General features: G+C 65.9%; 16 protein-coding genes. 8 read left to right on the top strand and 8 right to left on the bottom strand.

Annotated elements, in window-relative coordinates; all coding sequences use genetic code 11:
- Positions 1-94: 94 nt before the first annotated feature.
- The 6 genes from AC1DRE_RS02560 to pdxS all read left to right on the top strand — a co-directional run bounded on the left by AC1DRE_RS02560 (position 95) and on the right by pdxS (position 8470).
- Positions 95-427, top strand: a complete 333-nt coding sequence (locus AC1DRE_RS02560) for a DUF6504 family protein (RefSeq protein WP_476983193.1) — start codon at positions 95-97, stop codon at positions 425-427.
- Entirely contained in the window at positions 424-3924 is a 3501-nt protein-coding gene (locus AC1DRE_RS02555) for a DNA polymerase III subunit alpha (RefSeq protein ID WP_476983192.1), read from the top strand. The genes AC1DRE_RS02560 and AC1DRE_RS02555 overlap by 4 nt, the downstream gene beginning before the upstream one ends.
- 133 nt (positions 3925-4057) lie before the next feature.
- Complete coding sequence (thrS, locus tag AC1DRE_RS02550; RefSeq protein ID WP_476983191.1) at positions 4058-6067, top strand: threonine--tRNA ligase; 2010 nt, start codon at positions 4058-4060, stop codon at positions 6065-6067.
- 22 nt (positions 6068-6089) lie between these two features.
- Complete coding sequence (locus AC1DRE_RS02545) at positions 6090-6680, top strand: HIT family protein (RefSeq protein ID WP_104173040.1); 591 nt, start codon at positions 6090-6092, stop codon at positions 6678-6680.
- On the top strand, positions 6673-7311 hold the full coding sequence (pgsA, locus tag AC1DRE_RS02540) for a phosphatidylinositol phosphate synthase (RefSeq protein ID WP_476983190.1): 639 nt from the start codon (positions 6673-6675) through the stop codon (positions 7309-7311). The genes AC1DRE_RS02545 and pgsA overlap by 8 nt, the downstream gene beginning before the upstream one ends.
- A 232-nt stretch (positions 7312-7543) precedes the next feature.
- On the top strand, positions 7544-8470 hold the full coding sequence (gene pdxS, locus AC1DRE_RS02535) for a pyridoxal 5'-phosphate synthase lyase subunit PdxS (RefSeq protein ID WP_011692158.1): 927 nt from the start codon (positions 7544-7546) through the stop codon (positions 8468-8470).
- A 168-nt stretch (positions 8471-8638) separates the two neighbouring features.
- On the opposite strand, the gene AC1DRE_RS02530 is transcribed toward pdxS, so the two are convergent.
- Positions 8639-10651, bottom strand: coding sequence for a M3 family metallopeptidase (locus AC1DRE_RS02530; RefSeq protein ID WP_476983189.1), 2013 nt, complete (start codon positions 10649-10651; stop codon positions 8639-8641).
- An 82-nt stretch (positions 10652-10733) separates the two neighbouring features.
- Between AC1DRE_RS02530 and AC1DRE_RS02525 the strand changes: the two genes are divergently transcribed.
- Both AC1DRE_RS02525 and AC1DRE_RS02520 read left to right on the top strand, forming a co-directional pair.
- Positions 10734-12014 (top strand): CapA family protein, encoded by a 1281-nt coding sequence (locus tag AC1DRE_RS02525; protein WP_476983188.1) that lies wholly within the window; start codon positions 10734-10736, stop codon positions 12012-12014.
- Positions 12015-12106: 92 nt separating this feature from the next.
- A complete protein-coding gene (locus AC1DRE_RS02520) occupies positions 12107-12466 on the top strand; it encodes a hypothetical protein (RefSeq protein ID WP_476983187.1) in 360 nt (119 codons plus the stop codon).
- A gap of 23 nt (positions 12467-12489) precedes the next feature.
- Here AC1DRE_RS02520 and AC1DRE_RS02515 read toward each other — a convergent pair whose 3' ends face one another.
- The 7 genes from AC1DRE_RS02515 to AC1DRE_RS02485 all read right to left on the bottom strand — a co-directional run bounded on the left by AC1DRE_RS02515 (position 12490) and on the right by AC1DRE_RS02485 (position 18380).
- Positions 12490-13191: an alpha/beta fold hydrolase gene (locus AC1DRE_RS02515; protein ID WP_476983186.1), complete on the bottom strand. Its 702-nt coding sequence runs from the start codon at positions 13189-13191 to the stop codon at positions 12490-12492.
- 118 nt (positions 13192-13309) lie between these two features.
- Entirely contained in the window at positions 13310-13765 is a 456-nt protein-coding gene (locus tag AC1DRE_RS02510) for a protein-tyrosine phosphatase family protein (protein ID WP_476983185.1), read from the bottom strand.
- Positions 13766-14046: 281 nt separating this feature from the next.
- A complete protein-coding gene (locus AC1DRE_RS02505; protein ID WP_476983184.1) occupies positions 14047-14379 on the bottom strand; it encodes a hypothetical protein in 333 nt (110 codons plus the stop codon).
- A gap of 244 nt (positions 14380-14623) precedes the next feature.
- A complete protein-coding gene (locus tag AC1DRE_RS02500; protein WP_476983183.1) occupies positions 14624-15607 on the bottom strand; it encodes a S1C family serine protease in 984 nt (327 codons plus the stop codon).
- 85 nt (positions 15608-15692) lie between these two features.
- Positions 15693-16199, bottom strand: a complete 507-nt coding sequence (locus AC1DRE_RS02495; RefSeq protein ID WP_476983182.1) for an NUDIX domain-containing protein — start codon at positions 16197-16199, stop codon at positions 15693-15695.
- A 106-nt stretch (positions 16200-16305) separates the two neighbouring features.
- Positions 16306-17094, bottom strand: a complete 789-nt coding sequence (locus AC1DRE_RS02490; protein ID WP_476983181.1) for a type 1 glutamine amidotransferase — start codon at positions 17092-17094, stop codon at positions 16306-16308.
- A complete protein-coding gene (locus AC1DRE_RS02485) occupies positions 17091-18380 on the bottom strand; it encodes a MurT ligase domain-containing protein (RefSeq protein WP_476983180.1) in 1290 nt (429 codons plus the stop codon). Before AC1DRE_RS02485 ends, AC1DRE_RS02490 begins: the two co-directional genes overlap by 4 nt.
- Positions 18381-18398: the final 18 nt, after the last annotated feature.

Below are 18398 nucleotides of genomic sequence, written 5' to 3'. Positions count from 1 at the left end.
TCGAAGATATATTCGAACGAATTATTTCAAGTCTCTTCCTGCCACCCGATACGGTCACCTGTTTCGGGGCGGGAAGGTGTTCCGGGAGGCGCCCATGGGCATGTTCAGCGAGGGTGTCGATGTCGTCTGCACGCCCGCCGGCCAGCCCCTGGAACTCACCTGGGCCGGAAAGCAATACACGGTCTGCGCCGAACCCGTGCGCTGGTATGAACGGCGCCAGTGGTGGGTAGAGGAAACCCGGGCGCCTCTTGGTACCGGCCCGGGCCTGGTGGATCACGAGATCTGGCGCGTCCAGGTCCGGGTTGCCGATGCCAGGGCCGCCCCTGGCCCTGAAAGCAGCCTCACCCTTGACCTGACCCGGAATATCGGCAGCGGACGCTGGAGGCTGCTGCGGATCCACGATGCCCTCCGGCCGCAATCAGCATGAGCTTCACCCATCTCCATGTGTCCACCGCCTTCAGCGCGCACTACGGCGTCTCCTGGCCGGACGAGCTGGCGCAGGCGGCCGCCGCAGACGGCGCCACGGCGCTGGCCTGCACCGACAGGGACGGACTGTACGGCACCGTCAAACACCTCAAAGCCTGCATGGCGGCGGGACTGGATCCCGTCGTCGGGGTTGACCTTGCGGTCTTCGACGACGACGGCGACCTCCGCACCCAGCTCGCGGGCCGCGTCGTCGTGCTCGCCCACGGAAACAACAAGGGCGCAGGCTACCGCGCCCTCTGCCGGTTGATTTCGGATGCCCATGCCCGCACCTCCGGCAAGGCCGGGGGAGCAGTACCCGTTGCGGTGACCCGCGCCGAACTCGCTTCCAGGACCCTGCATCCGGAAACACTGGAGCCGGTACTGACCGTCCTGATCGGGCCGGATTCCGACGTCGGGAGGGCAATGGGCGGCCGCCGGTACCTCCGTCCCCGTACCCTTTTCAAGCAGTGGCTGGACAGTATGCCCAGGGGCACAGTGGCCGCGGAAGTGGTGTCCCACCTCAGCGCCCCCGGTGAGCCGCTGAGCACCGCCCATGCCGTGCGCATGCTCAAGCTCGCTGCCGAGCACGGCGTACCCGCTGTGCTGACCAACGCCGTGCGGTACGGCGCGGAGGACGGGGCAGCGACGGCGGATGTCCTGGATTCAGCCCGCACCCTGAAGTCCCTGCCCGAGCTGACTGCGGAGCCGCTGCTGCAGCCGAACGGCCAAGGCTGGCTGAAATCGGCGGCCCAAATGCTCCAGCTCGGCAAGGAGATCATCCATTCGGCGGGCTACGGGGCCACCGACCTCACCAGGCTGCTCGGCCAAACCGAGGCGCTCGCGGACCGCTGCCGGATGGATCCGGTAACGGACATGGGATGGAAACAGCCCGTTGTTCCGGAGGCAGCTGTGATCGGCATCGACGGCGACCCGCTGGTTGAGCTGAGCCAACGCTGCGAGGCGGGAATCGGCCGGCGGTTCCCCGGGATATCGGGCCGGGCTGAAGCGCAAATGCGGGCACGGCTGGACCACGAACTGCGGATCATCGCCAACCTTGGCTTTGCCTCCTACTTCCTGACGGTCGCAGAGGTATCCCGCATGATCCTGGATATGGGGGTCAGGGCTGCCGCCAGGGGATCCGGTGCCTCCAGCCTGGTCAACTACCTGATCGACATCAGCCAGGTGAACCCCCTGCAGCACGATCTCATCTTCGAACGGTTCCTCTCCCGGGACAGAGCCACCCTTCCGGACATCGACATCGACGTCGAAAGTGCCGCGCGGCACAACGTCTACCGGAGGATCTTTGACCGCTTCGGGGCGGAACGGGTCACCCTGATGAGCATGCAGAACGGGTACCGCGCTCGCGGTGCTGTCCGCGACGCCGGGCTGGCACTGGGCATGGACGATGGCGACATCGGCGAAATCGCCAAGCAGCTGTGGCGCTTCTCGGCCAGGAATTTTCGTGAAGCCCTGGTGGAGAAGCCGGAGCTGAAGGAATTCGCGGGCCGGGTGGAGCAACGCGATTCCGCAGAAAACCAGCAGCTGGACCTGCTCGTGGACCTGACCGAGAGGCTCGACCGGCTGCCAAGGCACATCTCCATGCATCCCTGTGGCGTGATCCTTGGCGACGCCACCCTGCTGGACCGGACGCCCGTCCAGCCCAGCGGACTGGGCCTGCCCATGAGCCAGTTCGACAAACACGACATGGATCCGATGGGTATGCTCAAGCTGGACGTCCTGGGCGTCCGGATGCAGAGCGCCATGGCCTTCGCCGTCAGGGAGGTCATCCGGCTGCACCCCTCCAAGGCCGAGGTGGTGGCTGCAGGCGCCCATCCGGTGGGGCCTGAGGGTGCGGGGCCGGACTACATCGCCGCTGACGGGCACATCGACCTCAACGCCGTGCCGCTGGACGACGAACCAACGTATGAACTGATCCGCAGCACCCACACGCTGGGCTGTTTCCAGATCGAATCACCCGGGCAGCGGGAACTGATCGGCAAGATGGCACCGAGGGAGTTCAACGACCTCATCATCGACATTTCCCTGTTCCGGCCCGGGCCCATGAAATCGGACATGGTGCGCCCCTTCCTGGAACACCGCCACGGTTTTGCGCCTGAGGTCTATCCGCATCCGGACCTCAAGCCCGTGCTCCAGGAAACCCACGGCGTGACGGTCTTCCACGAACAGATCCTGAAGACCTTCGATGTCATGACAAAGTGCGGGCTGGCCCGGGCTGATGAATTCCGCCGAGCCCTGGGGAACGAGCTCCTTGAACCCACGGTGGAGGAATTCTTCCGCAAGGAAGCCCGGGCAGGGGGCTACACCCCCGAGGTGGTGGACAAGGTCTGGGGAACCCTGAAGGCCTTTGGCAGCTTTGGCTTCTGCAAGGCACACGGGGCAGCCTTCGCCGTGCCTACCTATCAGTCGGCCTGGCTGAAGGCGCACCACCCGGAGGCTTTCCTGGCCGGGTTGTGGGAACACGACCCGGGCATGTACCCCAAGAGGCTCCTTGTGGCCGAAGCCCGGCGCCTGGGGATTCCCATCCTGCCCCTCGACATCAACAGGAGCCAGGCGGAATATCGCGTGGAACGGGTGGAATCCGGGCCGGACCGCGGGAAGCTGGGCATCCGGCTGAGCCTGAACGGCATCTACGGACTTTCCGGTGCTGAACTCAAAAGGATCGTGGCAGGCCAGCCCTATGACTCGCTGGCAGACCTTCGTGCCCGCTCCCGGCTGAGTAAGCCAAGCATCAAACGGCTTGCCCAGCTGGGAGCATTCGACTCACTGCATCGGGAGTCCGGTGGAGCAGCCAACAGGGCTGACCTCGTCCAGCACCTGCAGGCACTCCAGAACCGTCCTTCCAAGAAAGGCGTTGAGGTCATGGACGGCCAGCTTTCCCTGCCCCTGGGTGATGTTGAACTCAGGAACCTGAAAGCTGAACTACCCGCACCCACCATGGTGGAGAACGTCAGGGCTGAACTCGACCTGATGGCGGTGGATGTCAGTGAACACCTGATGTCCAGCCACCGGCCCCTGCTGGACCGGTTGGGCGTCACCACGGCGGATAAGCTCCTGGGGCTCCGGAACGGCACTGAGGTGCTGGTCGCCGGTGTCCGGATCGCCACCCAGACTCCGCCTATGCGGGGAGGCCGCCGCGTGGTATTCATCAGCATCGATGACGGCACCGGCTGCGTGGACTCAGTGTTCTTCCACGAAGCCCAGGAGCTGGCCGGCCCGTTGCTGTTCGGCACCCGGCTGCTCCTTATCCGGGGCAACACCCGCCGGACCGGACCCCGCGGAATCAGCATCAGTGCCACCATGGCCTGGGACCTCAGCCACGCCGAGACGCTGCCGTACCCGCAAAAACAATCCACTGACCAGCGGGAACAGGACCTGCAGTTACAGGGGCCGCTGGATGGAATCAGCCGCAACCTGGCCATCACCGGACTGGGCAGCTGACCTGCACCTCAGGACAGCGAGCCTCATGGGCCGCTTTGGTCGGCCTAACTCCCAACCGATAGCATGGACGAGGCTGGCTGTGGTCCCCGTACGCCACAAGCTACGAAGCCTTAACTTTGAATAGGAGACACCCGTGTCAGATGCCCAGAAGATCACCCTCATCGTCGACGGCGAAGAGACCAAGGTGACTACCGGGACCACCGGCGCGGAACTCTTCTTTGAGCGCCGCGACGTCGTTGTTGCCCGTGTGAATGGCGAACTGAAAGACCTGGACCAGCCGCTCCCCGACGGAGCGGACATCGAAGGTGTCACCATCGATTCCCCGGACGGCCTCAATGTCCTCCGGCACTCAACTGCGCACGTTATGGCCCAGGCCGTGCAGCAGCTGCGCCCCGACGCCAAGCTGGGCATCGGCCCCTACATCACCGACGGCTTCTACTTCGACTTCGACGTCGCTGAGCCGTTCACCCCGGAAGACCTGAAGGCCCTGGAAAAGATGATGCTCAAGATCATCAACCAGAACCAGAAGTTCGTCCGCCGCGTGGTGTCCGAGGACGAGGCACGCGAGGCGATGAAGGACGAGCCCTACAAGCTCGAACTGCTGGGCAGGAAGAACGACGCCGCCGACGCCGGCGAAGGGGTCAACGTCGAGGTCGGCGCCGGAGACATCACCATCTACGACAATGTGGACCGCAAGAGCGGCGACACCGTCTGGTGCGACCTGTGCCGCGGCCCGCACCTGCCCAACACCAAGCTCATCTCCAATGCCTTCGCCCTGACCCGGTCCTCGGCCGCCTACTGGCTGGGCAACCAGAACAACCAGCAGCTGCAGCGCATCTACGGCACTGCCTGGCCCACCAAGGACGCCCTAAAGGCCTACCAGGAGCGCATCGCCGAGGCCGAGCGCCGCGACCACCGCAAGCTGGGCGCCGAGCTGGACCTGTTCTCCTTCCCGGACGAGCTGGGTTCCGGCCTGCCGGTGTTCCACCCCAAGGGCGGCATCATCCGCAAGGCCATGGAGGACTACTCCCGCCAGCGCCACGTGGACGCCGGCTACGAGTTCGTCTACACCCCGCACATCACCAAGGGGCACCTCTACGAAGTCTCGGGCCACCTGGACTGGTACAAGGAGGGCATGTTCCCGGCGATGCACATCGACGCGGAACTGAACGAGGACGGCACCGTGCGCAAGCCCGGCCAGGACTACTACCTGAAGCCGATGAACTGCCCCATGCACAACCTGATCTTCCGCTCGCGCGGACGCTCCTACCGCGAACTGCCCCTGCGGCTGTTCGAATTCGGTTCGGTGTACCGGTACGAAAAGTCCGGCGTGGTGCACGGCCTGACCCGCGTGCGTGGCATGACACAGGACGACGCCCACATCTACTGCACCCGCGAGCAGATGAAGGACGAGCTCACCACTACGCTGAACTTCGTGCTTGGCCTCCTCAAGGACTACGGGCTGGATGACTTCTACCTGGAGCTCTCGACCAAGAACGAAGACAAGTTCGTGGGCGACGACGCCACTTGGGAGGAAGCCACCCGGACCCTGGCCGAAGTGGGCGAAGCCTCCGGCCTGGAGCTCATTCCGGATCCGGGCGGAGCCGCGTTCTACGGTCCCAAGATCTCGGTCCAGGCAAAGGACGCCCTCGGCCGCACCTGGCAGATGTCCACCATCCAGCTGGACTTCAACCTGCCTGAGCGCTTCGAACTCGAATTCCAGGCCGCCGACGGCACCCGTCAGCGCCCGGTGATGATCCACCGCGCCCTGTTCGGTTCCGTGGAGCGGTTCATGGGAGTGCTGACCGAGCACTACGCCGGCGCCTTCCCGGCGTGGCTGGCACCTGTGCAGGTGGTGGGCATTCCGGTTGCCGAAGCTTTCAACGACTACATGTTCGACGTCGTCGGCCAGCTCAAGGCGGCCGGTATCCGGGCCGAGGTGGACATCTCCTCGGACCGTTTCCCGAAGAAGATCCGCACCGCCAGCAAGGACAAGATCCCGTTCGTGCTGATCGCCGGCGGCGAGGACGCCGAGGCCGGAGCCGTGTCGTTCCGGTTCCGCGACGGCAGCCAGGACAACGGCGTGCCGGTGGCGGAGGCCGTCCAGAGGATTGTCGAAGCCGTCCGCAACCGGACCAGCTAGCGGAAGCGGAAAGGCAAACGACGTGCAGGAAACCACAGGCGCTGGCGGAGGATATCCGGGCGACGGCGAGGCGACCGATGATTTCGGCCTGGCCGGAGTTCCGGACGCTTTCCAGCGCCTGTGGACTCCGCACCGCATGGCCTACATCAAGGGCGGGCAGCACCAGTTCAAGAATGAGGAAGACTGCCCTTTCTGCGTGGCCCCTGCACGCAGCGACGACGACTCCCTGATCGTGTACCGCGGCCGAACGGCGTATGTGGTGCTGAACCTGTTTCCCTACAACCCGGGGCACCTGCTGATCTGCCCGTACCGCCACGTGCCGGACTACACGGACCTGACAGTGGAGGAAACAGCGGAGTTCGCGGCCCTGACGCAGACGTCCATGCGCGTCCTGCGGAAAGTGGCCAATCCCGGCGGCTTCAACCTCGGGATGAACCAGGGCGTTGTCGGCGGCGCCGGAATTGCCGGCCACCTGCACCAGCACGTGGTTCCGCGCTGGGGCGGGGACGGAAACTTCTTCCCCATCATCGCCCAGACGAAAGCCATCACCCAGACGCTTGGCGAGGTCCGCCAGCAGGTCGCCGAGGCCTGGCCCGAGGACGAACGTGCTTAACCGGCATGCCCGGGGGTTCTTCACCGCGCTGTTCTCCCCGCTTGCCCGCTGGCTCCTGAAAATCGGAGTCTCCCCGGATGCCATCACCATCGTGGGAACGGCCGGCGTGGTGGTGGGCGCCCTGGTGTTCTACCCTTTGGGCCAGCTGTGGTGGGGGACCCTTTTCATCACGGCCTTTATCTTCTCGGATGTCCTGGACGGCATCATGGCGCGCCTGCAGGAACGCGGCGGCCGGTGGGGCAACTTCCTGGACTCCACCCTGGACAGGGTTGCCGACGGCGCCTTGTTTGCGGGCCTTGCCATCTGGTACTTCACCGGAGGCGCGAACCGCGCCATAGCCATCGCCGCCGTCGTGTGCCTGGTGCTTGGCATGGTGGTTTCCTACGCGCGGGCCAAGGCCGAGGCCCTCGGGTTCCAGGCCAACGTGGGCATCGCCGAGCGCGCCGAACGGCTGGTATCGGTGCTGGTGGTGACGGGTTTCACCGGGATCGGGCTCCCCAGCGTGGTTCTGCTGACGACGCTGATCCTGCTCGCCGCCGCCAGCCTGGTCACCGTTGTCCAGCGGATCGCCACGGTGTACCGGCAATCGCTGGAAGAGCCGAACGGCACGGCCTCGCAGCAGCCTGCCTGAGGGGTCCGGCATGCTCCGGCGGCCGTCCGGCAGCGCCCATGGATAGAGGCCGGACTGCCGGGGTAACCCGAATTCAGCAGCGTCGCGGCGTGGGACTAGTATTAGGAGTACCTGGTCATTGGATCCGGTAATCCGGTGTGCGCGCGGCGTGGCATTTCCCGTCTGTGCCGACGCCTGCGCCGGGACCGAGAGACCGGATCTACGTAACATCTAGCTACCCATAGGGGTTTTTGTGTCTACACCTGATGTAAGCAGCGAAGCCGGCTCGTCCGCCAACAGCGTCACGGGCAGCAACCGCGTCAAGCGCGGCATGGCAGAGATGCTCAAGGGCGGCGTCATCATGGACGTCGTCAACGTCGAACAGGCCCGCATCGCCGAAGACGCCGGTGCCGTGGCCGTGATGGCGCTGGAACGCGTTCCGGCCGATATCCGGGCCCAGGGCGGCGTGTCGCGCATGTCCGATCCGGACATGATCGACAAGATCATCGAAGCCGTGTCCGTGCCGGTCATGGCCAAGGCCCGGATCGGCCACTTCGTCGAGGCCCAGGTCCTGCAGTCCCTCGGCGTGGACTACATTGACGAGTCCGAGGTCCTGACCCCGGCCGACTACGTCAACCACATCGACAAGTGGAACTTCAAGGTTCCCTTCGTCTGTGGCGCCACCAACCTCGGTGAGGCGCTGCGCCGCATCAACGAGGGCGCGGCCATGATCCGGTCCAAGGGCGAGGCCGGCACCGGCGATGTCTCCAACGCGACCGGCCACATGCGCCAGATCCGTTCCGAGATTGCCAAGCTTGCCGCCCTGCCCGAGGACGAGCTCTACGTCGCGGCCAAGGAACTGCAGGCCCCGTACGAACTGGTCAAGGAAGTTGCTGCCGCCGGCAAGCTCCCCGTGGTGCTCTTCACCGCAGGCGGCATCGCCACACCGGCTGACGCTGCGATGATGATGCAGCTTGGTGCTGACGGCGTGTTCGTCGGCTCGGGCATCTTCAAGTCCGGCAACCCGGCCCAGCGTGCCGCCGCCGTCGTGAAGGCCACCACCTTCTTCGATGACCCCGACGTGATCGCCAAGGCCTCCCGCGGCCTGGGCGAAGCCATGGTGGGCATCAACGTCGACGAGATCCCGCAGCCGCACCGCCTCGCCGAGCGCGGCTGGTAACAGCTCTCAAACAGTACGACGCCGGTTGGTCACCTTGCGAGGTGACCAACCGGCGTCGTACTTTACCCAAAGAACCCGAGTTTTTGTCCAGATAATGGGGTTTCGAGGGCTCTTAAGTCGCATTATCTGGACAAAAACTCCATGCGGCGCTGCATTGTTGTCTTCCGCTTACTCCAAACCGCGGCGCTTCAGCAGCGGCTCCAGTTGCGCGTCGCGGCCCCGGAAGGCGCGGAATGATTCCAAAGGTTCACGGCTGTTGCCGCGCGAGAGCAGTTCGCTCCGGAAGAAGTCGCCGTTGGCCCGGCTGAGTCCGCCGTTCTCCTTGAACCACTCGACGGTGTCCGCATCCAGCACTTCGCTCCAGATGTAGGAGTAGTACCCCGCGGCGTAGCCGTCACCCGCGAAGATGTGCTGGAAGTAGCCCGTACGGTATCGCGGTGGAATCAGATTGTGGGCCACGCCGGCCGCCGCAAGGGCCTTGGCTTCGAACGCCAGGACGTCCTCCGGGACACCGGATCCGTCCAGGACGTGCCAGGCAAGGTCAAGAAGCGCGGCCCCCAGGTACTCCGTGGTGCCGAAGCCTTCGCCCCACAGCTGGGATTCGTTGAGCCTGTCCACGATGTCCTGGGACAGGGGCTCGCCGGTGGCATGGTGGCGGGCGTAGTTGGCCAGCACCTCCGGCCACATGATCCACATTTCGTTGACCTGGGAGGGGTACTCCACGAAGTCCCGCGGGACGGCCGTGCCGGAAAACCGCGGGAAGGTCACGTTCGAAAACAGGCCGTGGAGGGCATGCCCGAATTCGTGGAACGCCGTCCGGAGCTCGTCCAGCGTCAGGAGCGTGGGCTCGCCGGCCGGCGGCTTGGAGATGTTGAGGTTGTTGATGACCACCGGCCGGGTCCCCAGCAGTGCGGACTGGTCCACCAGCGAGTTCATCCAGGCCCCGCCGCGTTTGGACTCCCGGGCGTAGTAATCGCCCAGGAACAGGCCCAGCCCGGAACCGTCTTCGTTGCGGACCTCCCAGACCCGGACATCGGGGTGGTAGCCCACGAGCTCGGGCCGTTCGTGGAAGGTCACACCGTAAAGGGCCGTTGCGGCGAAGAAGACGCCGTCGCGCAACACCCGGTCCAGTTCGAAGTAGGGCCGCAGCGCCTGCTCGTCCACGCTGTACCGCTCCCGCCGCACTTTCGCGGAATAGTACGCCCAGTCCCAGGCCTCGAGGGGGTGGCCGGCCACTTCCGCCAGGGCGGCGGCCTCGGCGTCGGCGTTCCGGACGGCCGCAGGCGCCAGCCGGTTCATCATGGTCTGCACAGCGCCGAAATCGGGTGCCGTCTGGCGGTCCACCGTCAGTTCGGCATAGTTGCCGAAGCCCAGGAGCCGGGCCTTTTCCGCCCGCAGCGCGACCATCGACTTCACCAGGTCCAGGACATCGAGGCTCCCGCCGCTGCTCCCGCGGCTGACGGATGCCTGGTAGAGGCGGCGCCGGACGTCGCGGTTGTCCAGCGAGGCCATGGCCGGCTGGTTGCTGGGCTGGATCAGCGTGAGCAGGTATTTCCCGTCGTGGCCCGCGGCCCGCGCTGCCTCGGCGGCGCTGGCGACGTCGTCAGCGGGCAGCCCGGACAGCTCTGCGGCGTCGTCGAGAAGCAGGGCATTGGTCTTCATGGCCTCCTTGGTGCGCTGGCCGAATTCCGTGCCCAGCCGGGACAACTCCGCGTTGACTGCCCTGAGCCGTTCCTGTCCGGCGTCGTCCAGCTGGATGCCGGACTGGCGGAACTCCTTGAGGTACTCCTCCACGAGCCTGGCCGATTCATCGTCGAGGCCGGCGGTGTCCACGGCGGCGAACCGGTCGAACAGCCGGCGGTTCATGTAGATGGCATCCTGGTGGGCGGAGAACTGCGGGGACAGCTCCGTCTCGAGGGTGCGGATGCCGTCCGAGGCATCGGCGGACACCAGGGTGAAAAACGACGCGGCCGCGCGCTGGAGGAGCTGCCCGGCGCGTTCCATGGCCAGGACTGTGTTTTCGAAGCCGGCGGGTTCGGCGTTGTCCACGATGGCCTGGATTTCAGCAAGGTGCTCCGCCAGCCCGGACCGGACTGCCTCGGCATAGTGGGTCTCGTCAATGTCGGCAAACGGGGGGAGCCCGTACGGCAAGGGGCTGGGGGTCAGGAGGGGGTTGGTCATGAAGCAACCCTTTCATGTAACCGAGCCGTTCTCAATGGTGATTTCGCCGGATTCGGAGGTCGGCAGTCGTAGGATGGCGGACATGGGGGACCAGCAGCTAAGACAACAAAAACCGCCCGCCACACAGCGTTTCGCGGCACTTGCCGCGGCCTGCATGATGGTCACGCTATCGTCGTGCGGCGTACTGGCTGAACAGGGCGGCGGTGCGCGCGCAACCGGCGCAACGACGACGGCGGCATCCGCGCCGCCGTCGTCCGCCGCCACCCAGATGCCGGCCCCCTCGCCGGAACCGACGCCGGGCAAGGGCCCAGCCTGCGCCGCTGTCCGGTGCACCTCTGTACTGGTGACCGGGGACATGCTGGTGCATGCCCAGTTGTGGGATCAGGCCCGCGTCGACGCGGCCGCCGTCGGAAAGCCGGGGCTGGACTTCACCCCGCTGCTTGAGGGCCAGCGGGCGTACATCGACCACAGCGACCTGGCCATCTGCCACCAGGAGACGCCGGTCGCCGGCCCGGACGGCCCCTTCTCGGCCTACCCGTCGTTCAATGTGCCGCCGCAGATCATCGCGGCCTCCAAGAATGTTGGCTATCAGGCCTGCACCACGGCCAGCAACCACACCATCGACCGCGGGACTGACGGCCTGGTCCGGACGCTCGACGCGCTTGACGCCGCGGGTTTGAAGCACACCGGATCCTACCGGACCGAGGCGGACTCCCAAGGCATCCTGATCCTGCAGACCGACGCCGCGAAAATTGCCGTGATCGAGGCCGCCTACGGCCTGAACGGACAATACCCCGAATACTCCTGGCAGGTGGACATGCTGGACGCGCCGGCAATGATTGCCAAGGCAAAGAAGGCAAGAGCGCTCGGCGCGGACATTGTGCTCGGCGTGATGCACGCAGGGGACGAATATGCCAGCACTCCGAACGCCCAGCAGCAGGATACGGCCCACGCCCTGGTCGACAGCGGCGAGTTCAGCATGATCTACGGCCACCACACCCATTCCGTGCTTCCCATCGAGAACTACAAAGGGACCTGGATTGTGTACGGGCTCGGCAACGGGGTCACGGAGCTGTCCCCGTGGTATGTGGTGAACAACGAAGGACTGCTGGTGCGGGCGCAGTTCAGCCAGGACGCGGCCGGAAAATGGGCGGCCTCGGACCTGGCGTGGGTGCCGTCAGTGATCGTCCGCGATCCATACCGCTGGTGTTCGGTGGCGGCCGACGCGCCGCAGGGCCAGTGCGCCGGACCGGAAGCCGATGCAGCCACGAGGTTGCGGACCAGGACGGTGGTGGAATCCATGGGCGCGGCCGAGGCGGGCGCCCGGGAACTGATCATTTCCGGCGAGCAGGGACGAGGTTGAAGGCCAAATCGCGGGTGATCGACGCCATCCGGTTCTAAGTCCACGGGTCCTTCCCCAGGAGGTCCCGCTTCCGGGCCCCATATACTTCTGGCATGACAGAAGCTACGGACAACGTCGACCGTTTTTTCGACCGCTACGCTGTCGCGTTGCTGGCGCGTGACGCTAAGGCGATCGCGGGAATGTACGCCGTTCCCTCGCTCATTCTGTTTCCCGGCCAGTCGATCGCGGTCACGGACTCCGGGCAGACGGAGGCGTTCTTCGCCTCGTCGTGGGGCCAATATGAGGGTGTTGACTCAGTGGAGAAGAGAATCGACATCATGGCGGAAGCCCCGGGATTTGTATGGGCAGACGTCACCTGGACCTATGGCGGCGAACCCCGGGAGCGTTTTTGCTATCAGCTCGCCGAAAGGGCGGGCGGCTACCAGATCGCCGTCCTCACGCCTCTCGCGTAGCACCACTTTTCTGCGGTCGACGCCTACTGGCGGTCGACGGCGGCGAGGATCGCCGCGCCGAGGTCGGCCGGCCTGGTGAACTGGGGCCAGTGACCTGTGGGCAGGTCGACGAATTCGACATCGCGGATCCGCGCGAGCTCCGCAACATATGGATGCCCTGCTTCGATCCATTCCTTCAGCACTGCGGAGGGAAACTCGCAGGCGATCACGGTGACGGGAACGCCATAGCGGCGCTCATCGTGAAGGTGCTGGGGGTCGTAAGCCACGCCCTTCGGTTGGGGGACCGCCCGGTCCCTGAACATGGCACGCAGCCCGTCATCCAGATCGGTGAGATCGGCGTCTTCGAAAGCTTCCCACGGCGGAAGCGGCACGTCGTTGCCCTCCGCGGGAAGTTCGTCGTTGATCACGCCGCCCTCGCCCAGAGGGCCACTATCCACGTAGATGGCGCGTGCAACGCGGTCCGGCCTGGCATCAACAGCACCATGGATGATGGCACCGCCGCCGGAATGCCCGACAAGGACTACCGGCTGGTCGGCGCTGTCGACGGCCGCGACGACGGCATTGATATGGTCACCGAGGCCGATGCCCGCCCGCGGCGCATCCGGGGCTTCAAGACCGGGCAGCGTGAGCGGAATGGCGCGATGCCCCGCGGCGGTCAGCGGCGGCGTGACGTCGGACCATGACGAGGCGTCCAACCAGAATCCGGGAACCAGGATGATGTCCATGGAGGTACCCTACCCCGGAGGGCTGTCGAAATGCCCCTGCCTGGCGCCAGGTTGGCGTGCCTGTCGCGGACGCTGTACCCGGCAGGATGATCGGGCAGGAAATCACCGAGGCACGCCGCTAGCCTCCACGGCCTTCCCCAGCGCCGTCCCAGTGCGGGCGTGTGACGTACCGCCGCTGCCACGGCGTCTCCACCGCCCGCGGGTGGTAGTGCTCCCGGATGAAGGACACCGCCTGTCGTGCAGGCACTCCGTCCAGAACGGCGATGCACGCAAGCGCTGTGCCGGTCCTTCCGCGGCCGCCCGAGCAGGCGATTTCGACGCGCTGGTATTCAGCCCGCAGCCATGCTTCCTTCAGGGCATCCATGGCCTCATCCTCGTTGGTGGGCAGCCAGAAGTCCGGCCAGCGGACCCATCGCTGCTCCCACGCAACCAGGGGCGGAGCCGCGCCGAGAAGGTAGACGCCGAAGTCGGGGTCGGGACCTGACGGGGGCGGATGACGCAGTCCACGCCCGCGGATGAGCCGCCCGGAAGGGAAGCTGACGACCCCGGCGGTCCCTGGTTCCCACGTGTTCATGATTCGACCCTGCCACCGGATCGCGGCTAGAGGAAGTGCCCGCCCTGTACAAGGGAGGGGCGTCGCGTTAGCGACACCCCTCGCTTGCCGGCTCAGACCGGTCGGTCCGGCAACGACTGCAGTCCCGCCGAGGCTAAGTCCTGCGGCAAGCAGAGTGGATGCGAGCGGAAATGCGGTACCCCCATCCCGGGACGTGTCACTGACATGCCTCGTTGGGTGTTGTGTGTATTTCGCCCAGGAGCGCGTTCCGGTCTAAACGGGCCTGGCATCGGCCGGTTATGTTACGGCGTGATGGTGAGGATCCGGACCGGCTGGGCGCAGGATGTCCGCGTCAGAGCGCCGACGCGAACGGACCCGTCCGCCCTGTTGTTCCTGCCGGTATCGTCGCACCAGTCAATGTTGTAGGGCATTGCTGTCACCGTTGCCGCACCGGCCGCCGAGTTCACCGGAACGGTGAACGAGTACGTGAACCCGCCGGCGTCGTTCATCGGGGACGTGGCGTCCAAAAGCTTCGCGCCTGCCGCATCCGTCACGGTCACGTGAATACGCGCATGCCCGCCGTAGCGCGGGTCGCAGTCCGCGTCCGGGGCGGTGACATTTACGTTCTGGCCCACGTGGGCGCGCTCGGGCGTTACCTTGTAGGCGGGCGGGAAACACGGTGGAGCGTCGAAGGGTCCTGGCCGCGAACACGCCGGGAGCCCCGCAAGGAGGAACAGCGTGCATGCCGGTATGACGGCGCGAAGGGCGTGCCTTCTGCCGTGCACTCCACGCCGCGGAACAGGTCCCACAGACCCATTGTGCGCGGTACTGGGCAGTCCCGTCCCTTACCGGCACTGAATTGCGCTTTTCGGTGGACCGTTATTGGTTTTCCGTCATTTCCTCGGGAACGGCCACCACATGCAGTTCCGTGCCGTCGCGGAGCGCGGAGATGTCCAGCGGCGCTCCGATTGCCTCGGAGAAGAGCAGCTTCTGGAGGCTCTCCGCATTCGAAACAGACTTCCGCCCTACGCTCAGCAGCACGTCTCCGGCGCGGAGGCCCGCCCGCTCAGCCGGCGACCGCGGAAGGACCTCGACGACGAGCAATCCGTCACGGTGGCCGGTACGGACAACCGAGCTGACGGGAAGCTGAACGGGAGTGTTCACGAGACCAAGGTAGGCGCGCCTGACGCGCCCGTCGGAGAGGAGGGAAGCGATGATCCGCCGCGAGGTGGCGTTGATCGGAACCGCCAGCCCCAGCCCGGCACCGGCGACCGCGGTGTTGATGCCCACGATCCGGCCGTGGGCGTCCGCCAGCGCCCCTCCGGAGCTGCCGGCGTTCAGCGCGGCGTCGGTCTGGATCACATCCTCGATCACGCGGCGGTTACGTCCGGACCATACCGGGATGGACCGGCCCAGGCCGCTGACCACGCCCGCTGTCACGGAGCCGGAGAGCCCCAGCGGATTGCCGACAGCGATGACCAGCTGCCCTACCTTGAGGAGTTCGGCATCGCCGAACTCGGCCGGCGGGGCGGTGGGTGCCTTGCCGTGGACAATGGCCAGGTCGGAAAGACGGTCGGCGCCCACCACCTCCACGGCGGACCGGGTGCCGTCGGCAAACACAGCGTGGCCCTTTCCGGCTGCGCCCACCACATGGGCGTTGGTTACCAGGTACCCGTCCGACGTGAACAGGACAGCTGAGCCGGCGCCCACACGGAACCTGCCGTTGCGCCCGTTGCCGGTCATTTCGATGGCGGCCACGTGCGGGGTGACGGTTTCCGCCACACGGATGACCGTTGCCGAGTAGGAATCCAGCGGGTCTTCGGCCGCGCTGGTTCCGCTGACTCCGCCGCTGAGTTCTTCCATGGTGAGCCTCCCTGGATTGGTGCTTACCAATGTCAACGACTGCGCTGCCGGCGCTAGTCCTGCCGGGGCTACGCCGTCAGTGAAATCAGTGGTGCTGCAGGAGCCTGCACCGAAGGCCAGGCCACGCGGTGGCGAAGGCCGGGTGCAGATTCCTGCCTTCCACGGCGTCGGCCGGTACCCACTTCAGCTCGATGCTCTCGGGATCGTTGATGACGGGATCGAAGGATTCAACCACGTGAACCGCCACGGTGGTGTACGACCAGTACCCGACGTCGAAGACGGACGTGAAGAGGACACGGACGTTCTCCGGGGGGACAGCGGCCTCCTCATGGGCTTCGCGCAGGGCGCCCGTGATGGCATCTTCCCCTTGGTGGAGGGCGCCGCCGGGAAGGCCCCAGGTGCCGCCGTGATCACTCCAGGTGGCCCGGTGCTGCAGCAGGATGCCCTTGGCCGGGTCCTGGACCAGGAGTCCCGCAGACCCGAACCGGCCCCAGAACCTGCCCCGCTCGCCTTCCACCCAGGCGTCGCCGGGATTGCGTGGCCCTGACGGACGGCGGAGATATTCCGGGAGGCTGGAGGCTGCGGTGTCCATGGAAATAGTCTGCCACGGCCTATTCTGTGGCTGTCGCAATGCGTCACAGGAAATGGCCGGGTCCGGCACATGCGCCCGAACCAGCGCGCCGGAACCTGAAACGGGCCTACCGGGGGCGCCGTGCGGCGTGTTCGCGCGCCAGCACCGCGTAACGGTCGTCCGGAGCACCGGCGGTGAAGCTGCCGTACTTGCGTTCGGCGGCTGTACGGATCAGGAAGTCTGCAATGGCCGGGTTCTTGGGTAGCAGGGAACCGTGGAGGTAGCTCGCCACGATGTTCCGGTAGCGGGCGCCTTCCTTGCCGTCGCTGCTGTTGTTCCCCATGCCCTTGGGGGTTGTGCCGAGCGGCTTGACGCCGGGCCCGAGCGTCGTCTGCCCGCTGTGGTTTTCGTAGCCCAGGATGTCCCCGAACTCGGCCGAGGACACCGTGACATTGCCGATCAGGCGTTCGTCTGTTCCGTGCGTTTCGACATCCAGCACGCCGATGCCCGGAATGACCGATCCCGTGCGGGTCTTGAAGAACCGGCCGAAGAGCTGGTACATCCCGCAGATCAGGAGCATGGGCGTCCCGTCTTCCGCCATGTCCTTCAACGTCGATTCGCGGGACAGCAGATCGTCCTGGATGACAAGCTGCCCGCTGTCCTGGCCGCCGCCGCCCACGATGAGGTCAACGCCGGACGGGAAATCGTCGCCAACGTTGTATTCGAGGAGTTCGGGCGTGTAGCCGTGCCAGCGGAGGCGCTGCTGGATGACCAGGGCGTTGCCCCAGTCCCCGTAGATGTTCATGTCGCGGGGGTACAGCTGCAGGACCCTGATGGTGCCCTTGCTGACCGTGTCCGGGCCGTCGGTCACGGACCCGCCGTCCTGGGACTCGCCGTTTTGGGATAGGGGGGTCATGAGACCACCTCCACAGTGGTGATTTTAGATAGCTCGCGGCGGATGGCGAGCATGGCCGTGTACGTACAGAAGACGCGTTTGGGTTTGCCCTTGGCACCTTGGATGAACGCAGCCAGGGCCGGAGCGATGTCCGGGTTCACCGCGCCAATGGCCACGTCGTCGTACTGGAGCCGCAGCGCCATGTCGTACGCCCGGGAACCGGTGAGCTGGTCCACCCCGCCTTCTCGCAGCGAATCGAACTCGACGTCCCAGAGCCAGGACATGTCCCGGCCGTCGGCGTAGTTGTCATTGATCGCGACCATTGTGGCGTAGCCGCCGGCGGGGAACGACTTCAGGCCCAGCCGGAAACCGCTGGGGTTCTTGACCAGCACGAGGTCCAGCGGAAGCCCGTCAACCACCAGGCTTTCGCCGCGGCCGAAGGCGGGTGCAACCTCCGACAAGGCTTTGAGGAGGCCGTCATGGTCGGTGGGCGTTGCGCCGTTTCCGGCGATGCAGCGCGCCAGGACCAGGGCGGCTGCGGCATTGAAGATGTTGTAGACGCCACGGAGCTTCATCCCGGTGGTGACCGTGGCGCCGTCGTACTCAAAGTCGGCGTCGGCCGTCCCCACCCGGCGAAGCACGACGTCGGCGTGCGGCTTTTCGGGCAAGTCCGGCACCGGGCTGCCGGGACCGGCCCGGAGGTCGTCGTCGTTCGGGAAGGTGCTCAGCAGGGAGTCGTCGAGGCCAAAGTAGCGGACCTCCGGTCCGTCCAGGGTGTCGGCAATGCGGGCGACACGCGGATCCTCCCGGTTCAGGACAACAGTGCCGGTGGTCTTGGAAGCGATGTGCTGCAGAAGCTGTGCGGTCTTGTCGATTTCGCCGAAGCGGTCCAGTTGGTCGCGGAGGACGTTGAGCAGCAGGCTGTACCGCGGCGGGACCCGGTTGACGAAGTGCACGGCGTGCGCCTCATCAAGCTCCAGCACGGCAATGTCCGCGTCCAGGCGGCCGCGCCAGTCGACGTCGCCCAGCAGCGCCGCGGCGACGCCGCGGGTGAAATTGCTGCCGGTGCGGTTCGTGAACACCTTAAGCCCCTGGCTCTCCAGCAGTTCAACAACCATCTTGGTGGTGGTGGTCTTGCCGTTCGTCCCGCTGACGACGGCAACCCCCAGGGGAAGCGTGGACAGTGTCCGCTGCATGAATTCCGGGTCGATTTTCTCGACCACAAGACCGGGGAGGGCAGAGCCTCCGCCCCTGAGCCGGGAGACCCGGCGGACGAGCTTGCCGAGCGGAACGCTGAAGTAAAGCATGCTCTGTAATATATCCCA

The sequence above is a fragment of the Arthrobacter sp. P4_H3 genome (genome assembly GCF_056400885.1).
This window is presented reverse-complemented; position numbering and strand designations above follow the sequence as displayed.

Bases quoted from the DNA above. Each gene is read 5' to 3' on its own strand.
- AC1DRE_RS02490 (WP_476983181.1), bottom strand. From the start codon at position 17,094: ATGACCCCCCTATCCCAAAACGGCGAGTCCCAGGACGGCGGGTCCGTG.
- AC1DRE_RS02485 (WP_476983180.1), bottom strand. From the start codon at position 18,380: ATGCTTTACTTCAGCGTTCCGCTCGGCAAGCTCGTCCGCCGGGTCTCC.
- AC1DRE_RS02530 (WP_476983189.1), bottom strand. From the start codon at position 10,651: ATGACCAACCCCCTCCTGACCCCCAGCCCCTTGCCGTACGGGCTCCCC.
- AC1DRE_RS02515 (WP_476983186.1), bottom strand. From the start codon at position 13,191: ATGGACATCATCCTGGTTCCCGGATTCTGGTTGGACGCCTCGTCATGG.
- AC1DRE_RS02510 (WP_476983185.1), bottom strand. From the start codon at position 13,765: ATGAACACGTGGGAACCAGGGACCGCCGGGGTCGTCAGCTTCCCTTCC.
- AC1DRE_RS02525 (WP_476983188.1), top strand. From the start codon at position 10,734: ATGGGGGACCAGCAGCTAAGACAACAAAAACCGCCCGCCACACAGCGT.
- AC1DRE_RS02555 (WP_476983192.1), top strand. From the start codon at position 424: ATGAGCTTCACCCATCTCCATGTGTCCACCGCCTTCAGCGCGCACTAC.
- AC1DRE_RS02495 (WP_476983182.1), bottom strand. From the start codon at position 16,199: ATGGACACCGCAGCCTCCAGCCTCCCGGAATATCTCCGCCGTCCGTCA.
- AC1DRE_RS02500 (WP_476983183.1), bottom strand. From the start codon at position 15,607: ATGGAAGAACTCAGCGGCGGAGTCAGCGGAACCAGCGCGGCCGAAGAC.
- AC1DRE_RS02520 (WP_476983187.1), top strand. From the start codon at position 12,107: ATGACAGAAGCTACGGACAACGTCGACCGTTTTTTCGACCGCTACGCT.
- AC1DRE_RS02560 (WP_476983193.1), top strand. From the start codon at position 95: ATGGGCATGTTCAGCGAGGGTGTCGATGTCGTCTGCACGCCCGCCGGC.